General features: G+C 30.7%; 12 protein-coding genes. 1 reads left to right on the forward strand and 11 read right to left on the reverse strand.

Going from position 1 to position 15,705, the window contains the following annotated elements:
* The first annotated feature begins 34 nt into the window (after positions 1-34).
* The gene (gene dnaN / locus LG649_RS03175) at positions 35-1,153 is read left to right on the forward strand and encodes a DNA polymerase III subunit beta (protein WP_226540830.1); all 1,119 of its coding nucleotides are present in this window, start codon (positions 35-37) and stop codon (positions 1,151-1,153) included.
* A 75-nt stretch (positions 1,154-1,228) separates the two neighbouring features.
* On the opposite strand, the gene LG649_RS03180 is transcribed toward dnaN, so the two are convergent.
* From LG649_RS03180 to LG649_RS03230, 11 genes are all read right to left on the reverse strand, one after another.
* Positions 1,229-1,771, reverse strand: coding sequence for a hypothetical protein (locus LG649_RS03180; protein WP_226540832.1), 543 nt, complete (start codon positions 1,769-1,771; stop codon positions 1,229-1,231).
* Between the two features lie 76 nt (positions 1,772-1,847).
* The gene (locus tag LG649_RS03185) at positions 1,848-4,385 is read right to left on the reverse strand and encodes a T9SS type A sorting domain-containing protein (protein WP_226540834.1); all 2,538 of its coding nucleotides are present in this window, start codon (positions 4,383-4,385) and stop codon (positions 1,848-1,850) included.
* A gap of 193 nt (positions 4,386-4,578) precedes the next feature.
* A complete protein-coding gene (locus LG649_RS03190) occupies positions 4,579-5,085 on the reverse strand; it encodes a protein kinase family protein (protein ID WP_226540836.1) in 507 nt (168 codons plus the stop codon).
* A gap of 33 nt (positions 5,086-5,118) precedes the next feature.
* Positions 5,119-6,339 carry a hypothetical protein gene (locus LG649_RS03195; protein WP_226540838.1) on the reverse strand — a complete coding sequence of 407 codons (1,221 nt, stop codon included), beginning with the start codon at positions 6,337-6,339 and terminating at the stop codon, positions 5,119-5,121.
* Positions 6,340-6,435: 96 nt separating this feature from the next.
* Positions 6,436-7,188 carry a LytR/AlgR family response regulator transcription factor gene (locus LG649_RS03200; RefSeq protein ID WP_226540839.1) on the reverse strand — a complete coding sequence of 251 codons (753 nt, stop codon included), beginning with the start codon at positions 7,186-7,188 and terminating at the stop codon, positions 6,436-6,438.
* A 6-nt stretch (positions 7,189-7,194) separates the two neighbouring features.
* Positions 7,195-10,011 (reverse strand): sensor histidine kinase, encoded by a 2,817-nt coding sequence (locus LG649_RS03205; RefSeq protein ID WP_226540841.1) that lies wholly within the window; start codon positions 10,009-10,011, stop codon positions 7,195-7,197.
* Between the two features lie 211 nt (positions 10,012-10,222).
* Positions 10,223-10,585 carry a DUF4870 domain-containing protein gene (locus tag LG649_RS03210; protein ID WP_226540843.1) on the reverse strand — a complete coding sequence of 121 codons (363 nt, stop codon included), beginning with the start codon at positions 10,583-10,585 and terminating at the stop codon, positions 10,223-10,225.
* A 136-nt stretch (positions 10,586-10,721) separates the two neighbouring features.
* Positions 10,722-10,910: a YgaP family membrane protein gene (locus LG649_RS03215; protein WP_226540844.1), complete on the reverse strand. Its 189-nt coding sequence runs from the start codon at positions 10,908-10,910 to the stop codon at positions 10,722-10,724.
* A 20-nt stretch (positions 10,911-10,930) separates the two neighbouring features.
* The gene (locus LG649_RS16380; RefSeq protein ID WP_317197645.1) at positions 10,931-11,110 is read right to left on the reverse strand and encodes a hypothetical protein; all 180 of its coding nucleotides are present in this window, start codon (positions 11,108-11,110) and stop codon (positions 10,931-10,933) included.
* Between the two features lie 139 nt (positions 11,111-11,249).
* Positions 11,250-14,444, reverse strand: a complete 3,195-nt coding sequence (locus tag LG649_RS03225) for an efflux RND transporter permease subunit (RefSeq protein ID WP_226540845.1) — start codon at positions 14,442-14,444, stop codon at positions 11,250-11,252.
* Between the two features lie 168 nt (positions 14,445-14,612).
* Positions 14,613-15,689 carry an efflux RND transporter periplasmic adaptor subunit gene (locus tag LG649_RS03230; RefSeq protein WP_226540846.1) on the reverse strand — a complete coding sequence of 359 codons (1,077 nt, stop codon included), beginning with the start codon at positions 15,687-15,689 and terminating at the stop codon, positions 14,613-14,615.
* Positions 15,690-15,705 lie beyond the last annotated feature (16 nt).

Genomic DNA, 15,705 nt, shown 5'->3' on the forward strand with positions numbered 1-15,705 from the left:
ATAGTACATTTTACAATTAAAACTAAGCTATTACATGAAATTTATTGTATCGAGCACATATTTATTAAAACAATTACAAGTTCTTGGAGGTGTAATTAACAACTCTAACACCTTACCTATTTTAGATAATTTTTTATTTGAATTAGATGGAAACAAATTAACCGTTTCGGCTAGCGATTTAGAAACTACAATGTCTTCAATTTTAGACGTAGAAAGCGATAGCGAAGGAAGTGTTGCAATACCAGCCCGTTTACTTTTAGATACATTAAAAACATTTCCGGAGCAACCTTTAACATTTGTTGCCGATGAAAATAATAATGTAGAAATAAGCTCTAACCACGGTAAATATGCTTTAGCTTACGCCGATGGAAATGAGTTTCCTAAGGCTGTAGCTCTAGAAGACCCAAGTAAAACTGTAGTAAGCGGCGATATTTTAGCTACCGCCATTAGTAAAACTATTTTTGCAGCCGGAAACGACGATTTACGCCCTGTAATGAGCGGTGTATTTTTTCAGTTTACTTCAGAAGGTTTAACTTTTGTAGCAACAGACGCTCACAAACTTGTAAAATATACTAGAGAAGATATTAAAGCAAACGAAGTTGCAGAATTTATTATGCCTAAAAAACCTTTAAACTTATTAAAAGGAATTTTAGCAACTAATGAAGATGAAGTAACCATAGAATATAACGACTCTAACGCTAAGTTTACTTTTGAAAACTCAGAATTAATTTGTCGTTTAATTGATGGTAAATACCCTAACTACGAAGCGGTAATACCTAAAGAAAACCCGAATAAATTAGTAATAGACAGAAATCAGTTTTTAAACTCAGTAAAACGTGTTAGTATTTTCTCTAATAAAACAACACACCAAATTCGTTTAAAAATTGCGGGAGCAGAATTAAATATTTCTGCAGAAGATATTGATTACAGTAATAAAGCCGAAGAACGTTTAACTTGTGATTATCAAGGAGACGATATGCAAATTGGTTTTAATTCGCGCTTTTTAACTGAAATGCTTAACAACCTAAACTCAGACAACGTACAATTAGAAATGAGTATGCCTAACAGAGCTGGTATTTTAACACCTGTTGATGGTTTAGATGAAGGTGAGCAAGTTACTATGCTTGTAATGCCTGTTATGCTTAATAGCTAGTAAAAATTTAATTACTTATATAAAAAAAGCGCTTCTAAAATTTATAAGCGCTTTTTTATTTTAACAGATTTTAATTTAATCATCTTCGACATTAAAGTATAAAAAGCTACCTGTATAACTTCCTGTTATTTGTGTACCATCATTTCGGTTAAATGTAAATGATAAACTAATAACATCCACAGAATAATCTATTACAGTTATACTACCAGATATAACCTCTAAATCTGAATTGCTACCGCTTTTGTAAAATTGACTAAAACCATTTTCAAATTCAGAATTAATAATATCTCCATCAACAATAAATTCAAGACTTGAAATATCGTCTAGGTCATACGTTTCTCCTGGAGAAAGGTCAGAATGACTAATTTTTGCTGAAAAATAGTCGACATTATTTAGCGTTGTTCCTGAAAAAGAAGCATTAATTTCTGCTTCAGTTTTATTGGTTATACTTAAAAAAACCGAATTAAATGATGGCTCTACTACTGCCATTTTCATCTCAAAAGAAGAATCTCCTACCAGAATAAAATTACTTTCTGAAGTATTGGAATCATCATTAGATGAACAAGCGGTTAATAAAATTGTTAAGAATAGTAATGAGATTTTTTTTAAATGTTTCATGTGGTTTTTTAATTACTTGGTTAAAAAAAGCGCCCACAAAAGTGAGCGCCAAATAAAGCTGATGTTACACACCAACTCAGTTCTTAAGGAACTTCTTATTAATCGTATTATTTGAGGTCTTGATGTAAATCATGTACAAACCTGAAGGTAATACAGATACATCAATGCCATTTTCTATATTATTAGATTTTTTAAGCAATTGTCCGTTAATATTGTAAATAGACACACTTTCTATTTGCTCATTCGATTTTACGAACATGCGGTCCTTTACAGGATTAGGATATAATTTTAATGAATTTGTATTTAAAGAAACATCATCAATTCCTAATGTTGAATCATATTCAAAAGCACCAAGATCTATTGTACTGTTAAAAATTCTATCATTACCTGCTAAATCTAAATCACCGAATAAAGCTAAATCGAAGTAAGCGTTATCTCCCTGATCAACAATATAATTTGAAGCTGATGTTGGCTTATAATCACTATCTAAATTTAAATTATCTGTTGCTGGATCTAAAGTTGTTACGTTTGTTGCACTAAATGTCCCGAAAGTTCCAGCGTTTGATGATACATTTGCAATAGAATTTCTAATAAACACATCGTAATGCTCGTCTAATCCATTAGAAATATCTCTAGTTGCTGCTGTACCATTAACAGTATTCTGCCAAAAGATAGAATTATTAACATTTAGGTTTACACTACCATTACCTGATGCCGTTATAGAATTGCCATAAGTACCATTATAATCATTATTAACAAACGTACTATTATTAATTACAACATCTAAAGTACTTCCGTTATTCCAATCTTCTCTGTAAATATCTAAGGCTGTAAGATTGATATCGTTATCTGCTACCAATACATTTGCCCAACGTGTAAAAATATAGCCGTTTGTACTATCAGATTGCACATAAACCAATCCCATATTAACAATAGTGTTATTTATAAACTTGGTGTTTTCAATTAGTAATCCTTGATTAAACTTTCTAATTTTAAGTAAATACCCATTAGAATAATTACTTCTGAATATCGAATTTTTAATTTTTAAATTATTGGCATTCAAACTATTTGGTATAAAAATCACACCGTTTTCTTCTACGCCACCAGATTGTGAAGTATCGTAAATGTTTTCAAAAATAATACCATCAAAAGTGACGTTGCTTGTTCTTAATTCAAATAATCGTTCTGCATTATCTGTTTTGTTCAATGAAAAATCTCCATCAATATCATCACCATTAATATCGCCCGTAAAAATGGTAGCATTTGTAGTATGAATAGCCGTAAAGTCTCTATCTGCTAAGGTTGTTTCAGTTCCAGCAAAACCTCCAATAATATCCACTTCGTTTGTACTAACAGCTATTGGCGTATTTTTATCTGCTAATGTATAGGTTCCTTTTGCTACCCAAACAGCATCATTTAAATTGGTAAGTGCTAAAGCGTCTGTTACGTTTGTAAAAGCATCTGCCCAAGAGCTACCATCGTTAGCACCTGTTGCATTGGCATCTACATAATAAACTGCTGGTATACAATTTTCACTATAACTTGCTTGACCATCTTTAGTCCAACCTACTGCGTATTGACCGCTATTTGCTGGTGGAGAAAAGCCTGCATCTACTTGAATACATGTTAAACTTGCATTACTATACGCTTTCATGTAGGTGAAATTGCTATTATTTCCGTTTGAGATTAACAAATTCTCTAATGCACTATTTTCATAACAAAACAATTCATTAATACTTGTATTTAAACGAATATCTAAACTTGTTAAGTTATTGAAACCAACATGCAAACGTGTTAATGATAAGTTTTGACTAACATCAATAGTAGTTAAGCTATTATTAGGCACATCTAAACGCGTTAAATTAGTAAAAGCTTCAATACCTGTTAAATCTGCAATACCAATACCGTTCATAATTAACTCTGTAGTCGCTTGCGCTTCTGCCATCGTTATTTCAGCATCTCCATTTAAATTGATACTGTTATCACTTACTAAAAAGTTTTTAAAATTGGCATCAGGAATGTTTACAATTTGGTTTAAGGCAGCACAGTTTTCACTATAAAATGCTGAGTTATCTTTAGTCCAACCTTGGCTGTATATTCCAGCATCTGCTGGCGGTGTAAAACCAGCATCTATTTGAATGCATGATAAGCTATTACCATAGGCTTTCATCCAGTTAATATTACTGTTATTACCATTGGCAATGTTTAATTCATATAACACGCCATTATTATGGCATTGTATATCTGTAATTGATGTATTTGCACTAATATCTAAAGTTTCTATTTGATTAGAACCACAATGTAAACGTGTTAATGCTAAATTATTACTAACATCTAATGACGTTAAATTATTACTATAACAATCTAATCGTGTAATATTTACAAAGGCTTCAATACCTGTTAAGTCTGAAATTGACAAACCATTAATCAATAATTCACCAGAAAATGCTTGCGCTTCTGCAACAGAAATTTCGCTATCACTATTAGTATTAATTGCGGTATCGCCAACAAGATACGCTTTAAAATTAGCATCAGGAATATTAACATTTTGTGCATGTGTGCTAAACCATGCAGTTGCCATTAAAAAGGAAAATAAGAGTAATTTTTTTTTCATTGTAGTTGAGATTTATTATGATTTTCAAGAGCAAAATAATAGTACATAAAAAGGTTTTCAACATGCTTTTTTCTGAATTGTTCTAATTTCTTTCTAAATGATTTTTTTAAATCATACTGCAGTTTTATTTCATAAAAAAAGAGTCTACATCTCGTAAACTCTTTTAAATATGAAAGCAAATATTTTTTGGATATTATTCTACGCAAGCTATATAATTACCATAAGGCGCCTTAATTGTGCCTCTATTTATACCGTTGAAATAGGAATCTCCAAACTGCCCTCCACCTGTGTAATCTCGTCTTAAAATAAACTCATATAGCATACATTGTCCATCTGAATTTTTCTGAACAACTGCTCCTACAGCCCATTGGTATAAAGGCAGCCCTGTATCTTTATGTTTTACAGTAGACCAAGTATTCGATGTAATATATTGATGTGTATTACTCATGCTATGCTTACTGTAATACGAATCTAAACCTTTGACTGCAATGGCTTTTAAAGCTTCATCTTTATCTAAGACACCAACATCTGGCAGCTTAATATTTTTTCTTTTTTCCAGCTCTTCTTCACTTATTTTTTTATCCTTCTGTTTAATAAGAGGCTTATCTAAATTATCCTTTATTTTTTTTAAGAATTGTGCATGTGAAGGCTGTGCTGCACCTATAAAAATTATAGTTAAAAATATAAATAGCTTTTTCATTTTTTAAAATGTATTAATTATTCCTTTATCGTTTTAATTGGCATTTTCACAGTTCATTTTTTGTCCGTAAGGCATTTGTCCGTGAATAATTCCTCCAAATTGTAAGTTACCATAACCACTACCATTATACTGTTGCTTGATTAAAAAACCTTGTAAGTAGCAATCGTTATTTTTATTTTTTTCTGTGAATGCGCCTTTAATCCAACGATATAAAATATGTCCTGTGTATTTATTTTTAACAATACTCCAGTCTTTAGATTCTATATTTAATTTTAAAAGTTTTGCACCATCTTTTGCTATAGTTTTAGACACATTTTCTTTAGCAAAACTAACTAATGAAGCATTACTATTCATGCTACCTGCTTTTGGCATTTTTATAGCATCCATTGTTGATTTTGCAGCGGCATCGTAATTCGCTTTTAACGTCGCTTCAAACTCTTTTACAATTGGTTTTGCTTTTTCTAACCAGTCTAAATGAAATTGTTGCTCGCCTTTACCAATTACGTTTAAAATGGTAATATCTTTTTCATGCATATACGATGGTACATTAAATGCGTGTCCGCCTTGGTGAGATGCAGCATAAATTACAAATACATCGTCTGCAATTAACATTCCTCTTACTAAAATTGGCATACCTGTACCTAGCTCTAAAGTTTGCGATCGGTCTGCGCCAACTTTGGTTGTAAACATTCCGGAAACCAACTCGTAACCAACATAACCTTCTGGCGACATGGCTACTAGCTCTGGTGTTGTTAAAAAGCGTAACCATGCATAATCTGGATCTTGCGCAGGCAACAAGTCTACATTATCGCCCATGTCTGTCATTTGGCGTCTTATTTTTACACGATCAACACCAACTGCGCTCATGCCTTTGGTCATCGCAAATGGATACGACATGTATAAAAACTCATCACTTACTGTATTAGTTGGTTTTGGCTTATTAGCTTCAGCTTCTTGCTGCTTTTTTTCAAGATATTTTTGATAGTATAAATCTTGTTTTGCCTGGTCGTTTGGGTATTTTTTAGCTAATTCTGCTTTAAATTCCTCATCTGTATATTCATTTGAATTTGTTGATGAATTACTAACCATTCCTGTTGCCGAATTGTCTTTTTCTGATTCTGAAGAGCCTTCTGTTTTTTCATTAATTTTTTTCTCGACAGCAGCTTTAGCTTTACTTTTTAGCATTTTACCTAATTGCGCATAAGCAGAAGAATAACAAATAGTAAAAACTAGTAATAATAATATTTTTTTCATTTGAAATAGTGTTTAATTATCTTCAAAATAACTTGATAAAACACTATTTGTAATTTTGTTTTTTCTGAATAGTACTATTTTTTTTCTGAAAACTTTTTATAAGAATGTTTCCTTTATCACCTCTAAAAATTGATCGCGTTTAGATTTTGAAATGGGAATGCGTTTCTGATTATTCATTAATAAATAATCGCCATCATCTTTAACCAATTCATCTACGTATTTTAAGTTGATTAAATACGATCTATGACATTTAAAAAACATAGTATTACGCTCTAACTGCTCAACAAAATGTTTTAAGGGTTTGCAAATGGTTTTTTGTTTACCATCAATAAGTTGTACATTGGTGTACATACCATCTGCCTCAAAATATACTATATCGCTATGTGAAGCGAATAGGATACCTTTTGGTATTTCTAATGCAATTTTATCTATGGAAAGTTGTTTTAAAGAGTCGCGTAATTTGTTTAACTGGTCATTTAAATTATTGGCTTTTATCGCTTCTTCTGCTTTTGTAACTGCTTCTTTTAACTCGTGGGTGTCAACTGGTTTTAATAAATAATCTACTGCCGATAATTTAAAAGCTTCAATAGCATATTGATTATAGGCTGTTACAAATATAATTTTAAAGTCTATGTTGTTTGGAAAGTATTCTAAAATATCTAAACCTGATTGATTTGGCATTTCAATGTCTAGAAATACTATATCTGGTTTTAATGTTTTTATTACATCTACTCCAGATGCTAAGTCTTGAGCTTCATTAATAGAGGTAATACTTGTGCAATGTTGGGTTAACAAATTAGACAGTAAATGTCTGGCGCGTTTTTCATCGTCAATAATTATCGCTTTCATATATTATTACATTGGCATCATTATAATTACTCGAGTACCTGATGGTATATTTTTGTCTGTAACTAAATCTTTTGTAATTATGGTAATATCACGTTTTAGTTTGTTTTTATATAAATATACTCGTTCTTGGTTTGCCCGAGTAGCAAAAGGTTTATGCTGTTTATTAGGGCGTTTTAATTTCTCTGATTGTTCTCGCCCAATACCATTATCTGTTACCGTTATTTGCAACCTATTATCTAAAATAATTTTTGCGTCAACCTGTAATTGCCTATTATTTGGTTTATGTAACAAACCGTGTTTTAAGGCATTTTCTACATAAGGTTGAATAAACAATGATGGTACTTTTATTTGTTTTGTATTCAACTGATTATCGATAGATATTTTGTATTCTAACTCATCTTCAAAACGTACTTTTTCTAATTCTAAATACAATTTTAATGCATTTAGCTCTTCTTCTAAAGTAATTTCGTTTTGCTGACTGTAATCTAAATACATTCGGATTAATCGGCTAAACTTTACTAAATACGAACTTGCTAATTCTTTTTCGTTTGAAACAATATAATCTTGAATGGAATTTAACGCATTAAAAATAAAATGCGGATTCATTTGCGAACGCAGATTTTCTAGTCTTAAATTCGTTATTTTTTTATCGATTAAAATTTTATCAATTTCTAAAATGCGCTGTTTTTCCTTTTGCTTTAAACGATTTATAAAGTACAGCCATATTAAACCAAAAATTGACAACATTATTAAACCATAAAACCAATACGTTTCCCAAAAAGGTTTGCTAATTATAAATGTTATTGGCGATACATAAACATAACCTTTCGCGCTAATATTTTTTGCTTTAAGCTCGAACGTGTAACTACCATTAGCCAAACTATTAAAATTAACAAAATGTGTGTTTTTGGGTATATTTTGCCAACTCGTATCTAGTTGTTTAACCCTGTACTTATAATTTACTAGTTGGTTAGATTGAAAACCATTAGAATTAAACTGAATTTCAATTTTATTTAAATCATGTGGTAATTTATAGGTTGGTTTAAGTAGTGTATCTCGGTCATTTATCTTTACGCTTTCTATTTTTACTCTTGCTGTTTTAAATGATTTAAATAATCCTTCATGTTTTGGAAGCAAATAAAACGACGTTGGCAAAGTAACTACTATTTTGTTTTTAAGTATTAAAAAGTTATTTACGGCAGTATTTAAACCATCTTGAGCACTTAAAGATTTTAATGTTTTTGTGTTTATATTGTACTGAAACAGTCCAGAATCTGATGAAATCCACAATAAATTATCATCATACTTTAAATTATTTATATGAAGGTTTTCAGGTAAACCGATTTTTAATTTTGATAGTGTATTATTTTCAAGTTTAAGCAAACCGTTGTGCTGTGTAGCTAACCAAATTATTTTTTCATTATTTGATGCAATAGCGTTAACTAATAAGTTTTTAGAATTATAGTTTATTTCTTTTGATTCGAAATTTTCTAAATTATAAACAAAAAATCCATCAATATAAGATACAAACAGACTATTCTTACAAACTACAGAGGCTTTTACTCGACTTGAACGAAGCTCTTTTTTGTGATCTAAACTATATGGTTTTTTATAAACAATACCTTGCCGGTAGTTACCGTAAAACAAAGTACTATCATTAATTTTAGAAAAGCTCTTTGCTACAGAAAATGTATATGTTACATCTTTTATTTTATAAGATTTTAAATTTACAATAAACGATTCTGATGAATTTATGCTTACAATTAATTGTTCGGTTTTATCATCAAAAAATAAATTTCCTATAATTTTTTTTCCAGGTAATTGAATGGTTTTATACAGTTTATCTTTGTTATAAAACAACAGCTTACTATTGTTTGTACCTAACACAAAATTATTATCGTGTAAAGCAGCAGATGCAGTTACTTTATTTTTATGTTCTACTTGCCTAATATTTAAATTTGGTGACACAAAAACACCATTATCTAAAGTTGCAAACCAATAATTTTTATTAAAATCTATTTGAATGTCTGTAATAGATTCTGATTTAAAAAGCTGTTCTTTAAATATTAATGATTTTCCTGTTAATTTAAATATATGCACACCAGAATTAGTTAAAAACCAGTACTCATTGTTAAAACTTAAAACATTATAAATAGTTTCATTTTGCAACTGTTTTGGGGTTTCTATCTTAGTGTAAGAGTCATTTTGTTTATCAACTAGGTATATTACATTACCATTAGAACTTTTATGTGTAAAAAACACAACATTGTTAAAAGCAAAAAGTTTTGGTGATTGAATGAGTTTTGAAGTAGTTATTTCAATAATTTTTTTAGCTATTCCGTTTTTAAATTTATAAACTCTATGACGTTTTAAAGCACCCTCGAGATTAATCACAAACGTGTAGTTCGCATCATTTACAGCTGCATTACTAATACACATGCCATTAAAAACTGGTGAGATATTTTTAGAATCTTTATTTATATCGTAAATACCTGTTTCTGTGAATATACGAACACTTTTTTCTAAAACCTGATAAGAAGCTAATTGACCTTTAACGAATTTACTAGCATCAAAAAATAATTTTAAACTATCGTTTTCAACATAAAAAAATTGTCCGTAAATGTTATTACACCAAAGTTTTCCTTCGTGATCAAATTGTAGTTGAAATATTGAATTTGATTTTTTTTGGGGGTTATCAAAATTATGATATGTTTTTCCGTCATACCTATACAATCCTTTATCTGCTGCTAACCATATGTAATGGTCTTCATCTTCAGCAATATCATAAAATTCAAAATCTGGAAGTTGAGAAATACTTCCCATATTTACAGATACCGGATTTTGAGCCTGTAACTCAAAGCAAAAAAAACAAACAAGTATATACTTAAAACAATACCGCATAATTACTAAACAACAAACTTAACATTTATGTAAATACAGGTACATGTATTTTGCTGTAAGTCCTATTTTTTTTTCTAAATACAAAAAACGCCTACAATTGTAGGCGTTTAATATCTCTTAATATAAAATAACACTAACTAATAAAATTAAAAGATAATGGGTAGCTAGGTAATTCGCCGTTACTAGCTTTTATGGTGTTTATAATTGGCATGACAAAAGCCAAAATGCCTATAAAAATAAGTGTTAATATACCTAAACCAAATAGTAATATTAAAGGAATACTTAATACAGAATATGCTACAATGCTTAACTGAAAGTTAATTATAGATTTTCCATGAATATCTAAACCTTCAACGTTATCTTTTTGTGTTGCCCAAATTATTAATGGTACAATTAATCCTCCAAATCCTGTTAAACAAGTAAGTAATTGAGATAAATGTGTTAATGCTAACAATTGATTGTCAGTTCGTTTTAAAGTATAATAGTTCGTTTCCATGATTAATTTGTTTTATATTAATATGACGTTCATACCTATTAAATGTTACAAAAAAAGAGTCATATTATTAACATGACTCTTTTCTACTAACCAAAAACAAATTCATAAAAATTTATGAACCTAAATAATAATGATACTACTTTTTAATTTTAAATACTTTTGTTAAGATATCTTCTAATAAACACCATTTTGTAAATGCAGACTGTATCATGTTTACACCTATAAATACGGTAAACCACAACCAATTTGTATTAACATAAACGGTAAGTACTACACTTAATAATACCATTACACCAACAATTACTCTAAAATATGTATTTAACATGCTTATAAACTTTTTTTAAATTATATATATTTCTCAATAGGAACCACAATTGCTTTAATTGGGTTATTACTCTCTAAATTTTCATTAAACGCTTTTATTAAATTAAATAAAGCATCAATATTTAAGTCTTCTGTAAAAGAGAAAAACATAACAGAATTATTACTGTTTTTTTCACTAGCAAACCAACTTGAAGTTAGCATTAAAGCGCCTTTAGTTTTATACCCTTCTATACCTGATTCGCTAAAATTTTCAATACCTGATTTTTTAAAAAGTTTTACAACTTCTTTTTGGTATTACTCTACAGCAGTTACTATTACTAATTTCATTTTAATATGATTTTTAATTATATTTTTTTCGCTCTATCATATAATACACAAGAGGCACCACGAGTAAGGTTAAAAATGTTGATACAATGGTTCCGCCAATTAATGAAATTGCTAAACCTTGAAATATAGGATCGAAAAGAATTACAAATGCGCCAATTACTACGGTTCCTGCGGTTAACAAAATTGGTGTGGTACGCACCGCACCAGCCTCAATAGCAGCTTGTTTTAATGGTACACCTTCCTCTAAACGCAAGTTTATAAAATCGATTAGTAACACCGAGTTACGAACCATTATACCAGCTAATGCAATCATTCCTATAAATGAAGTTGCTGTAAAAAATGCTCCCATTAACCAGTGGCCAAGAATAATACCTATCATAGATAATGGTATGGCAACCATCATTACAACCGGTGCTTTAAAGTTTTGAAACCAACCTACAATTAATATATATATTAAAACTATGGCACCTAAAAAGGCTATACCTAAATCTCTAAAAACCTCTAGCGTTATTTGCCATTCTCCATCCCATTTTACTGTATAATCATCTTCATATTCTGGCTGCCCCAAATACATTTCGTTTATTTCATACCCTTGTGGTAACTTAATTTCATTAAGCTTTTCTTCCATACCTAAAATAGCATAAGCAGGACTTTCTAACTCACCAGCCATATCTGCCATTACATAAACTACACGTTTTTGGTTTTTTCTATAAATACTTTTGGCACTTGTTGTTTCGGTTACAGATACCAAATCTGCAATTGGAACCAAGTTACCTTGTTTAGATTTTACTTTTAATTGTGATATATCTTGAATAGTAGATTTTTCTTTTTCATCTAAAGCTAATACCAAACCTACTTGGTTTACTGCATCTTCATCGTATAAAACAGTTAAAGGTTTGTTTGATAAAGCCATATTCATGGTATAAGCAATCTGTTTTGGAGCAACGCCATACAACATCGCTTTTTCTTTATCTATTGTAAATTGAAATTCTTTTTGGTTAGCTTCCACCATCCAATCTACATCAACTACATCTGCTGTGTTTTGTAATATATTTTTAACACTATTAGCTATTTCAATTTGCTTATTATAATCTGGTCCATAAATTTCAGCAACCAATGTAGATAAAACTGGAGGCCCTGGCGGAACCTCAACAATTTTTATATTTGCATTAAATTTAGCTGCTATTTTCTGAATTTCTGGACGTAATAACTTTGCTATATCGTGGCTTTGCGCACTACGCTCTCCTTTATCTATTAAATTCACTTGAATATCGGCCATATTACTACCACCACGTAAATCGTAATGCCTTACCAAACCATTAAATGTTATCGGGGCTGATGTGCCTGTATAAATTTGATAATTAACAACCTCTGGTCTTGTTGATAAATATTGAGAGATCTCTTTAGAAACAACCGCTGTTCGCTCTAAAGTAGTTCCTTCTGGCATATCAATAACCACTTGAAACTCGTTTTTATTATCAAAAGGCAACATTTTAACCACAACACTATTAGTAAAAAACATTACCATTGTACCTATAAGAACAATAAAAGTAACACCTAAAAACAACCAACGTTTAGAGCTATTCTCTATTAAAGGACGTTCAAACTTTTCGTAAATTTTATAAATTGTAGTTTGTTCTAATGGCTTTTTAGGCTTTTCTACAACTCCTTTTTTATCCTTTTCTCTTAAAAAAATGTAACCTAAATAAGGTGTTATTGTAAGAGCCACAAATAAGGATAAAATCATGGCTATGGAAGCTCCTATTGGCATTGGCGCCATGTAAGGCCCCATTAAGCCAGATACAAATGCCATAGGTAATACCGAAGCTATTACTGTAAAAGTTGCCAATATAGTTGGGTTACCCACTTCGTTAATAGCATATAAAGCTGCTTGTTTAAAAGGTAAACGTTTCATTTTAAAATGCCTATGCATATTTTCGGCAATAATAATGGAATCGTCTACCACAATACCTGTAACAAAAACTAAAGCAAATAACGTAATACGGTTAAGCGTATAATCTAACATATAATAGCTTAACAAGGTTAAAGCAAATGTAATTGGCACAGATAAAAAAACCACTAAACCACCACGCCAGCCCATTGCTAGCATAACAACAAAGGTTACTGCAATTATAGAACCTATTAAGTGTAACAATAATTCGGATACTTTGTGCGATGCTGTTTCACCATAATTTCTTGTAATTTCAACATTAACGTCGTCTGGAATTAAAGTTTTTCGCAGATGTTCAACTTTATCTATAATTATGTCTGCTATTTTCATAGCATCGGCTCCTTTTCTTTTTGCAACCGATATAGTTACTGCTGGATACTCCGATTTAAAATCGGCAGACTTTTGGCTAGCTTGACCAAATCCTAAGCTTACATAATTTTTTGGCACCTCTGGCCCATCAACAATATTTGCAACTTGTTTTAAATAAATTGGCTGATTTTGCTGTACACCAACAACCAAGTTTTCAATATCTGATACCGACTCTAAAAACTTACCTGTATTTACAACAAACTCAGTATCATTTTTATCAAATTTACCAGAATTTAATTGTGCATTATTAGCTTTTATCATTTCAGAAACCGACAGAAAATCTAAACCTGCACTTACTAGCTTATCTTTATCTAATACAACTCTAATTTCACGTTCTCTACCTCCAATTTTATGAGTAATAGCTACATCATTAACCTTTTTTATCTCCGCTTCCAATTCTTGAGCCATTTGGCCTAACTGGAAATCATCATAATTTTCGCTCCATAAAGTTAAACCAAGCATAGGAACATCATCAATAGCACGGGTTTTTACCAACGGAAACGTTACACCTTCTGGCATTTGGTCCATGTGCTTATTAATTTCATTGTAAAGTTTTACAAACGAACGCTCAATATCTTCGCCAACATAAAACTGAACGATAACCATACCTTGCTCTTTCATTGATGTAGAATACACATACTCTACACCTTTTATGTTAGAAATAAGTTGCTCCAAGGGTTTAATAACCCTAGACTCTACTTCGGTTGGACTCGCCCCTGGGTAACCAACAAAAATATCTGCCATAGGCACATCAATTTGTGGCTCTTCTTCACGAGGAATTAAAAACGAACTGTACACACCAATAGCCATAAAAACAATCATTAAAAGCACAGTGAGCTTCGATGTTATAAATACTTTGGCTATTTTTCCTGCTAAACCTTCTTTCATTTAATTTATATTTTTTGGGCGTTTTAACGGGCTATACGCTATATCTTTTTATTGTTTAACAACTCGCTTATTCCAAAGTCGGCTTTCAACAAAATGTATGTTTTAATAAACCCACATTTTACATAACAATAAAAAGGATGCCGCTTCTATCCCTAACGCGACTGTTAGTTATTGAATTAAAACTTTTGCTCCGTTATATAATTTTCCTTCAGCAGAAACAATGTAGCTTTCATTGGCACTTAAACCAGATAATACTTCAATGTCTCCTCCAAATGCTCTACCTAAGCGTAACCACCTTAAAATAGCAGTATTACTTTCACTAACTGTATAAACACCACTTAATTGGCCGTTAGTTACAATAGCTTTTTTGGGAATTAAAACTAGAGACGATTGTGACTCTTTTTCTACAGGAAATTGAACAGTAGTAAACATACCCGATAGTATATTATAATTGGTTTTATTCAATATTATTTTGGTTAAATATTGCCCTCCTGTTTGAGCCGCAGAGCTACTTACTTCTGTAACTTTACCTTTTATAATCTGGTTAATTGCTTTTACATTTACTTTTACTTCTGTACCCTTTTGTATTTTAGAAATTTCTGTTTCTGGCACCATAGCAATCACCTCGAAATCATCTAAAGACTCAACAGATATTAATGGCATTCCTGGGTTAGCCATATCTCCTTTTTTTACTGTTTTATTAGTAATTACACCGCTAAATGGTGCGGTAATATTAGTATAAGCAAATTGAGCATTTACTTCATTTTTCATTTGTTTTGCAGCTTCAAGACTTGCCTTTGCCATTTCGTAATTAGCAGATATATCATCTAACTCTTTTTGTGATGCGCTATTATCTGTAAATAAGGATTTAAAACGGTTATAGTCTTTTTCGGCATTATTAAAGGCTGCTGTTGCTTTTGTTATATTGGCATTTACTTGCGCTTTTTTTGCTTGTAAATCGGTATTATTAATACTTACCAATAATTGTCCTTTTTTAACTTTATCACCCACATTTACACTTACAGTGTTTACATATCCCATTATTCGAGTGCTAAGGTTAGCGCTGTTTTTAGCCTGTATTTTTCCGCTTACTGCTAAAAAAGATCCATCTGTATTATTACTTACTTTTGCAACATTAACAGGAATTTCTGGTGTGCTATTTGCTACCGCTTTTTTGTCTTTACTGTTACAACTTGTTGCTAAAATTGATATTAAAAGTGATAATATGATATATGTTTTTTTCATTTTATAATAAGTTTTA

It is taken from the genome of Neotamlana laminarinivorans, from assembly GCF_020523925.1.
GTDB lineage: Bacteria > Bacteroidota > Bacteroidia > Flavobacteriales > Flavobacteriaceae > Neotamlana > Neotamlana laminarinivorans.

What these genes read in the sequence shown, in the direction of transcription:
- dnaN (WP_226540830.1), top strand. Translation starts at nt 35, where the DNA reads ATGAAATTTATTGTATCGAGCACATATTTATTAAAACAATTACAAGTT.
- LG649_RS03180 (WP_226540832.1), bottom strand. Translation starts at nt 1,771, where the DNA reads ATGAAACATTTAAAAAAAATCTCATTACTATTCTTAACAATTTTATTA.
- LG649_RS03185 (WP_226540834.1), bottom strand. Translation starts at nt 4,385, where the DNA reads ATGAAAAAAAAATTACTCTTATTTTCCTTTTTAATGGCAACTGCATGG.
- LG649_RS03190 (WP_226540836.1), bottom strand. Translation starts at nt 5,085, where the DNA reads ATGAAAAAGCTATTTATATTTTTAACTATAATTTTTATAGGTGCAGCA.
- LG649_RS03195 (WP_226540838.1), bottom strand. Translation starts at nt 6,339, where the DNA reads ATGAAAAAAATATTATTATTACTAGTTTTTACTATTTGTTATTCTTCT.
- LG649_RS03200 (WP_226540839.1), bottom strand. Translation starts at nt 7,188, where the DNA reads ATGAAAGCGATAATTATTGACGATGAAAAACGCGCCAGACATTTACTG.
- LG649_RS03205 (WP_226540841.1), bottom strand. Translation starts at nt 10,011, where the DNA reads ATGGGAAGTATTTCTCAACTTCCAGATTTTGAATTTTATGATATTGCT.
- LG649_RS03210 (WP_226540843.1), bottom strand. Translation starts at nt 10,585, where the DNA reads ATGGAAACGAACTATTATACTTTAAAACGAACTGACAATCAATTGTTA.
- LG649_RS03215 (WP_226540844.1), bottom strand. Translation starts at nt 10,910, where the DNA reads ATGTTAAATACATATTTTAGAGTAATTGTTGGTGTAATGGTATTATTA.
- LG649_RS16380 (WP_317197645.1), bottom strand. Translation starts at nt 11,110, where the DNA reads ATGCTAACTTCAAGTTGGTTTGCTAGTGAAAAAAACAGTAATAATTCT.
- LG649_RS03225 (WP_226540845.1), bottom strand. Translation starts at nt 14,444, where the DNA reads ATGAAAGAAGGTTTAGCAGGAAAAATAGCCAAAGTATTTATAACATCG.
- LG649_RS03230 (WP_226540846.1), bottom strand. Translation starts at nt 15,689, where the DNA reads ATGAAAAAAACATATATCATATTATCACTTTTAATATCAATTTTAGCA.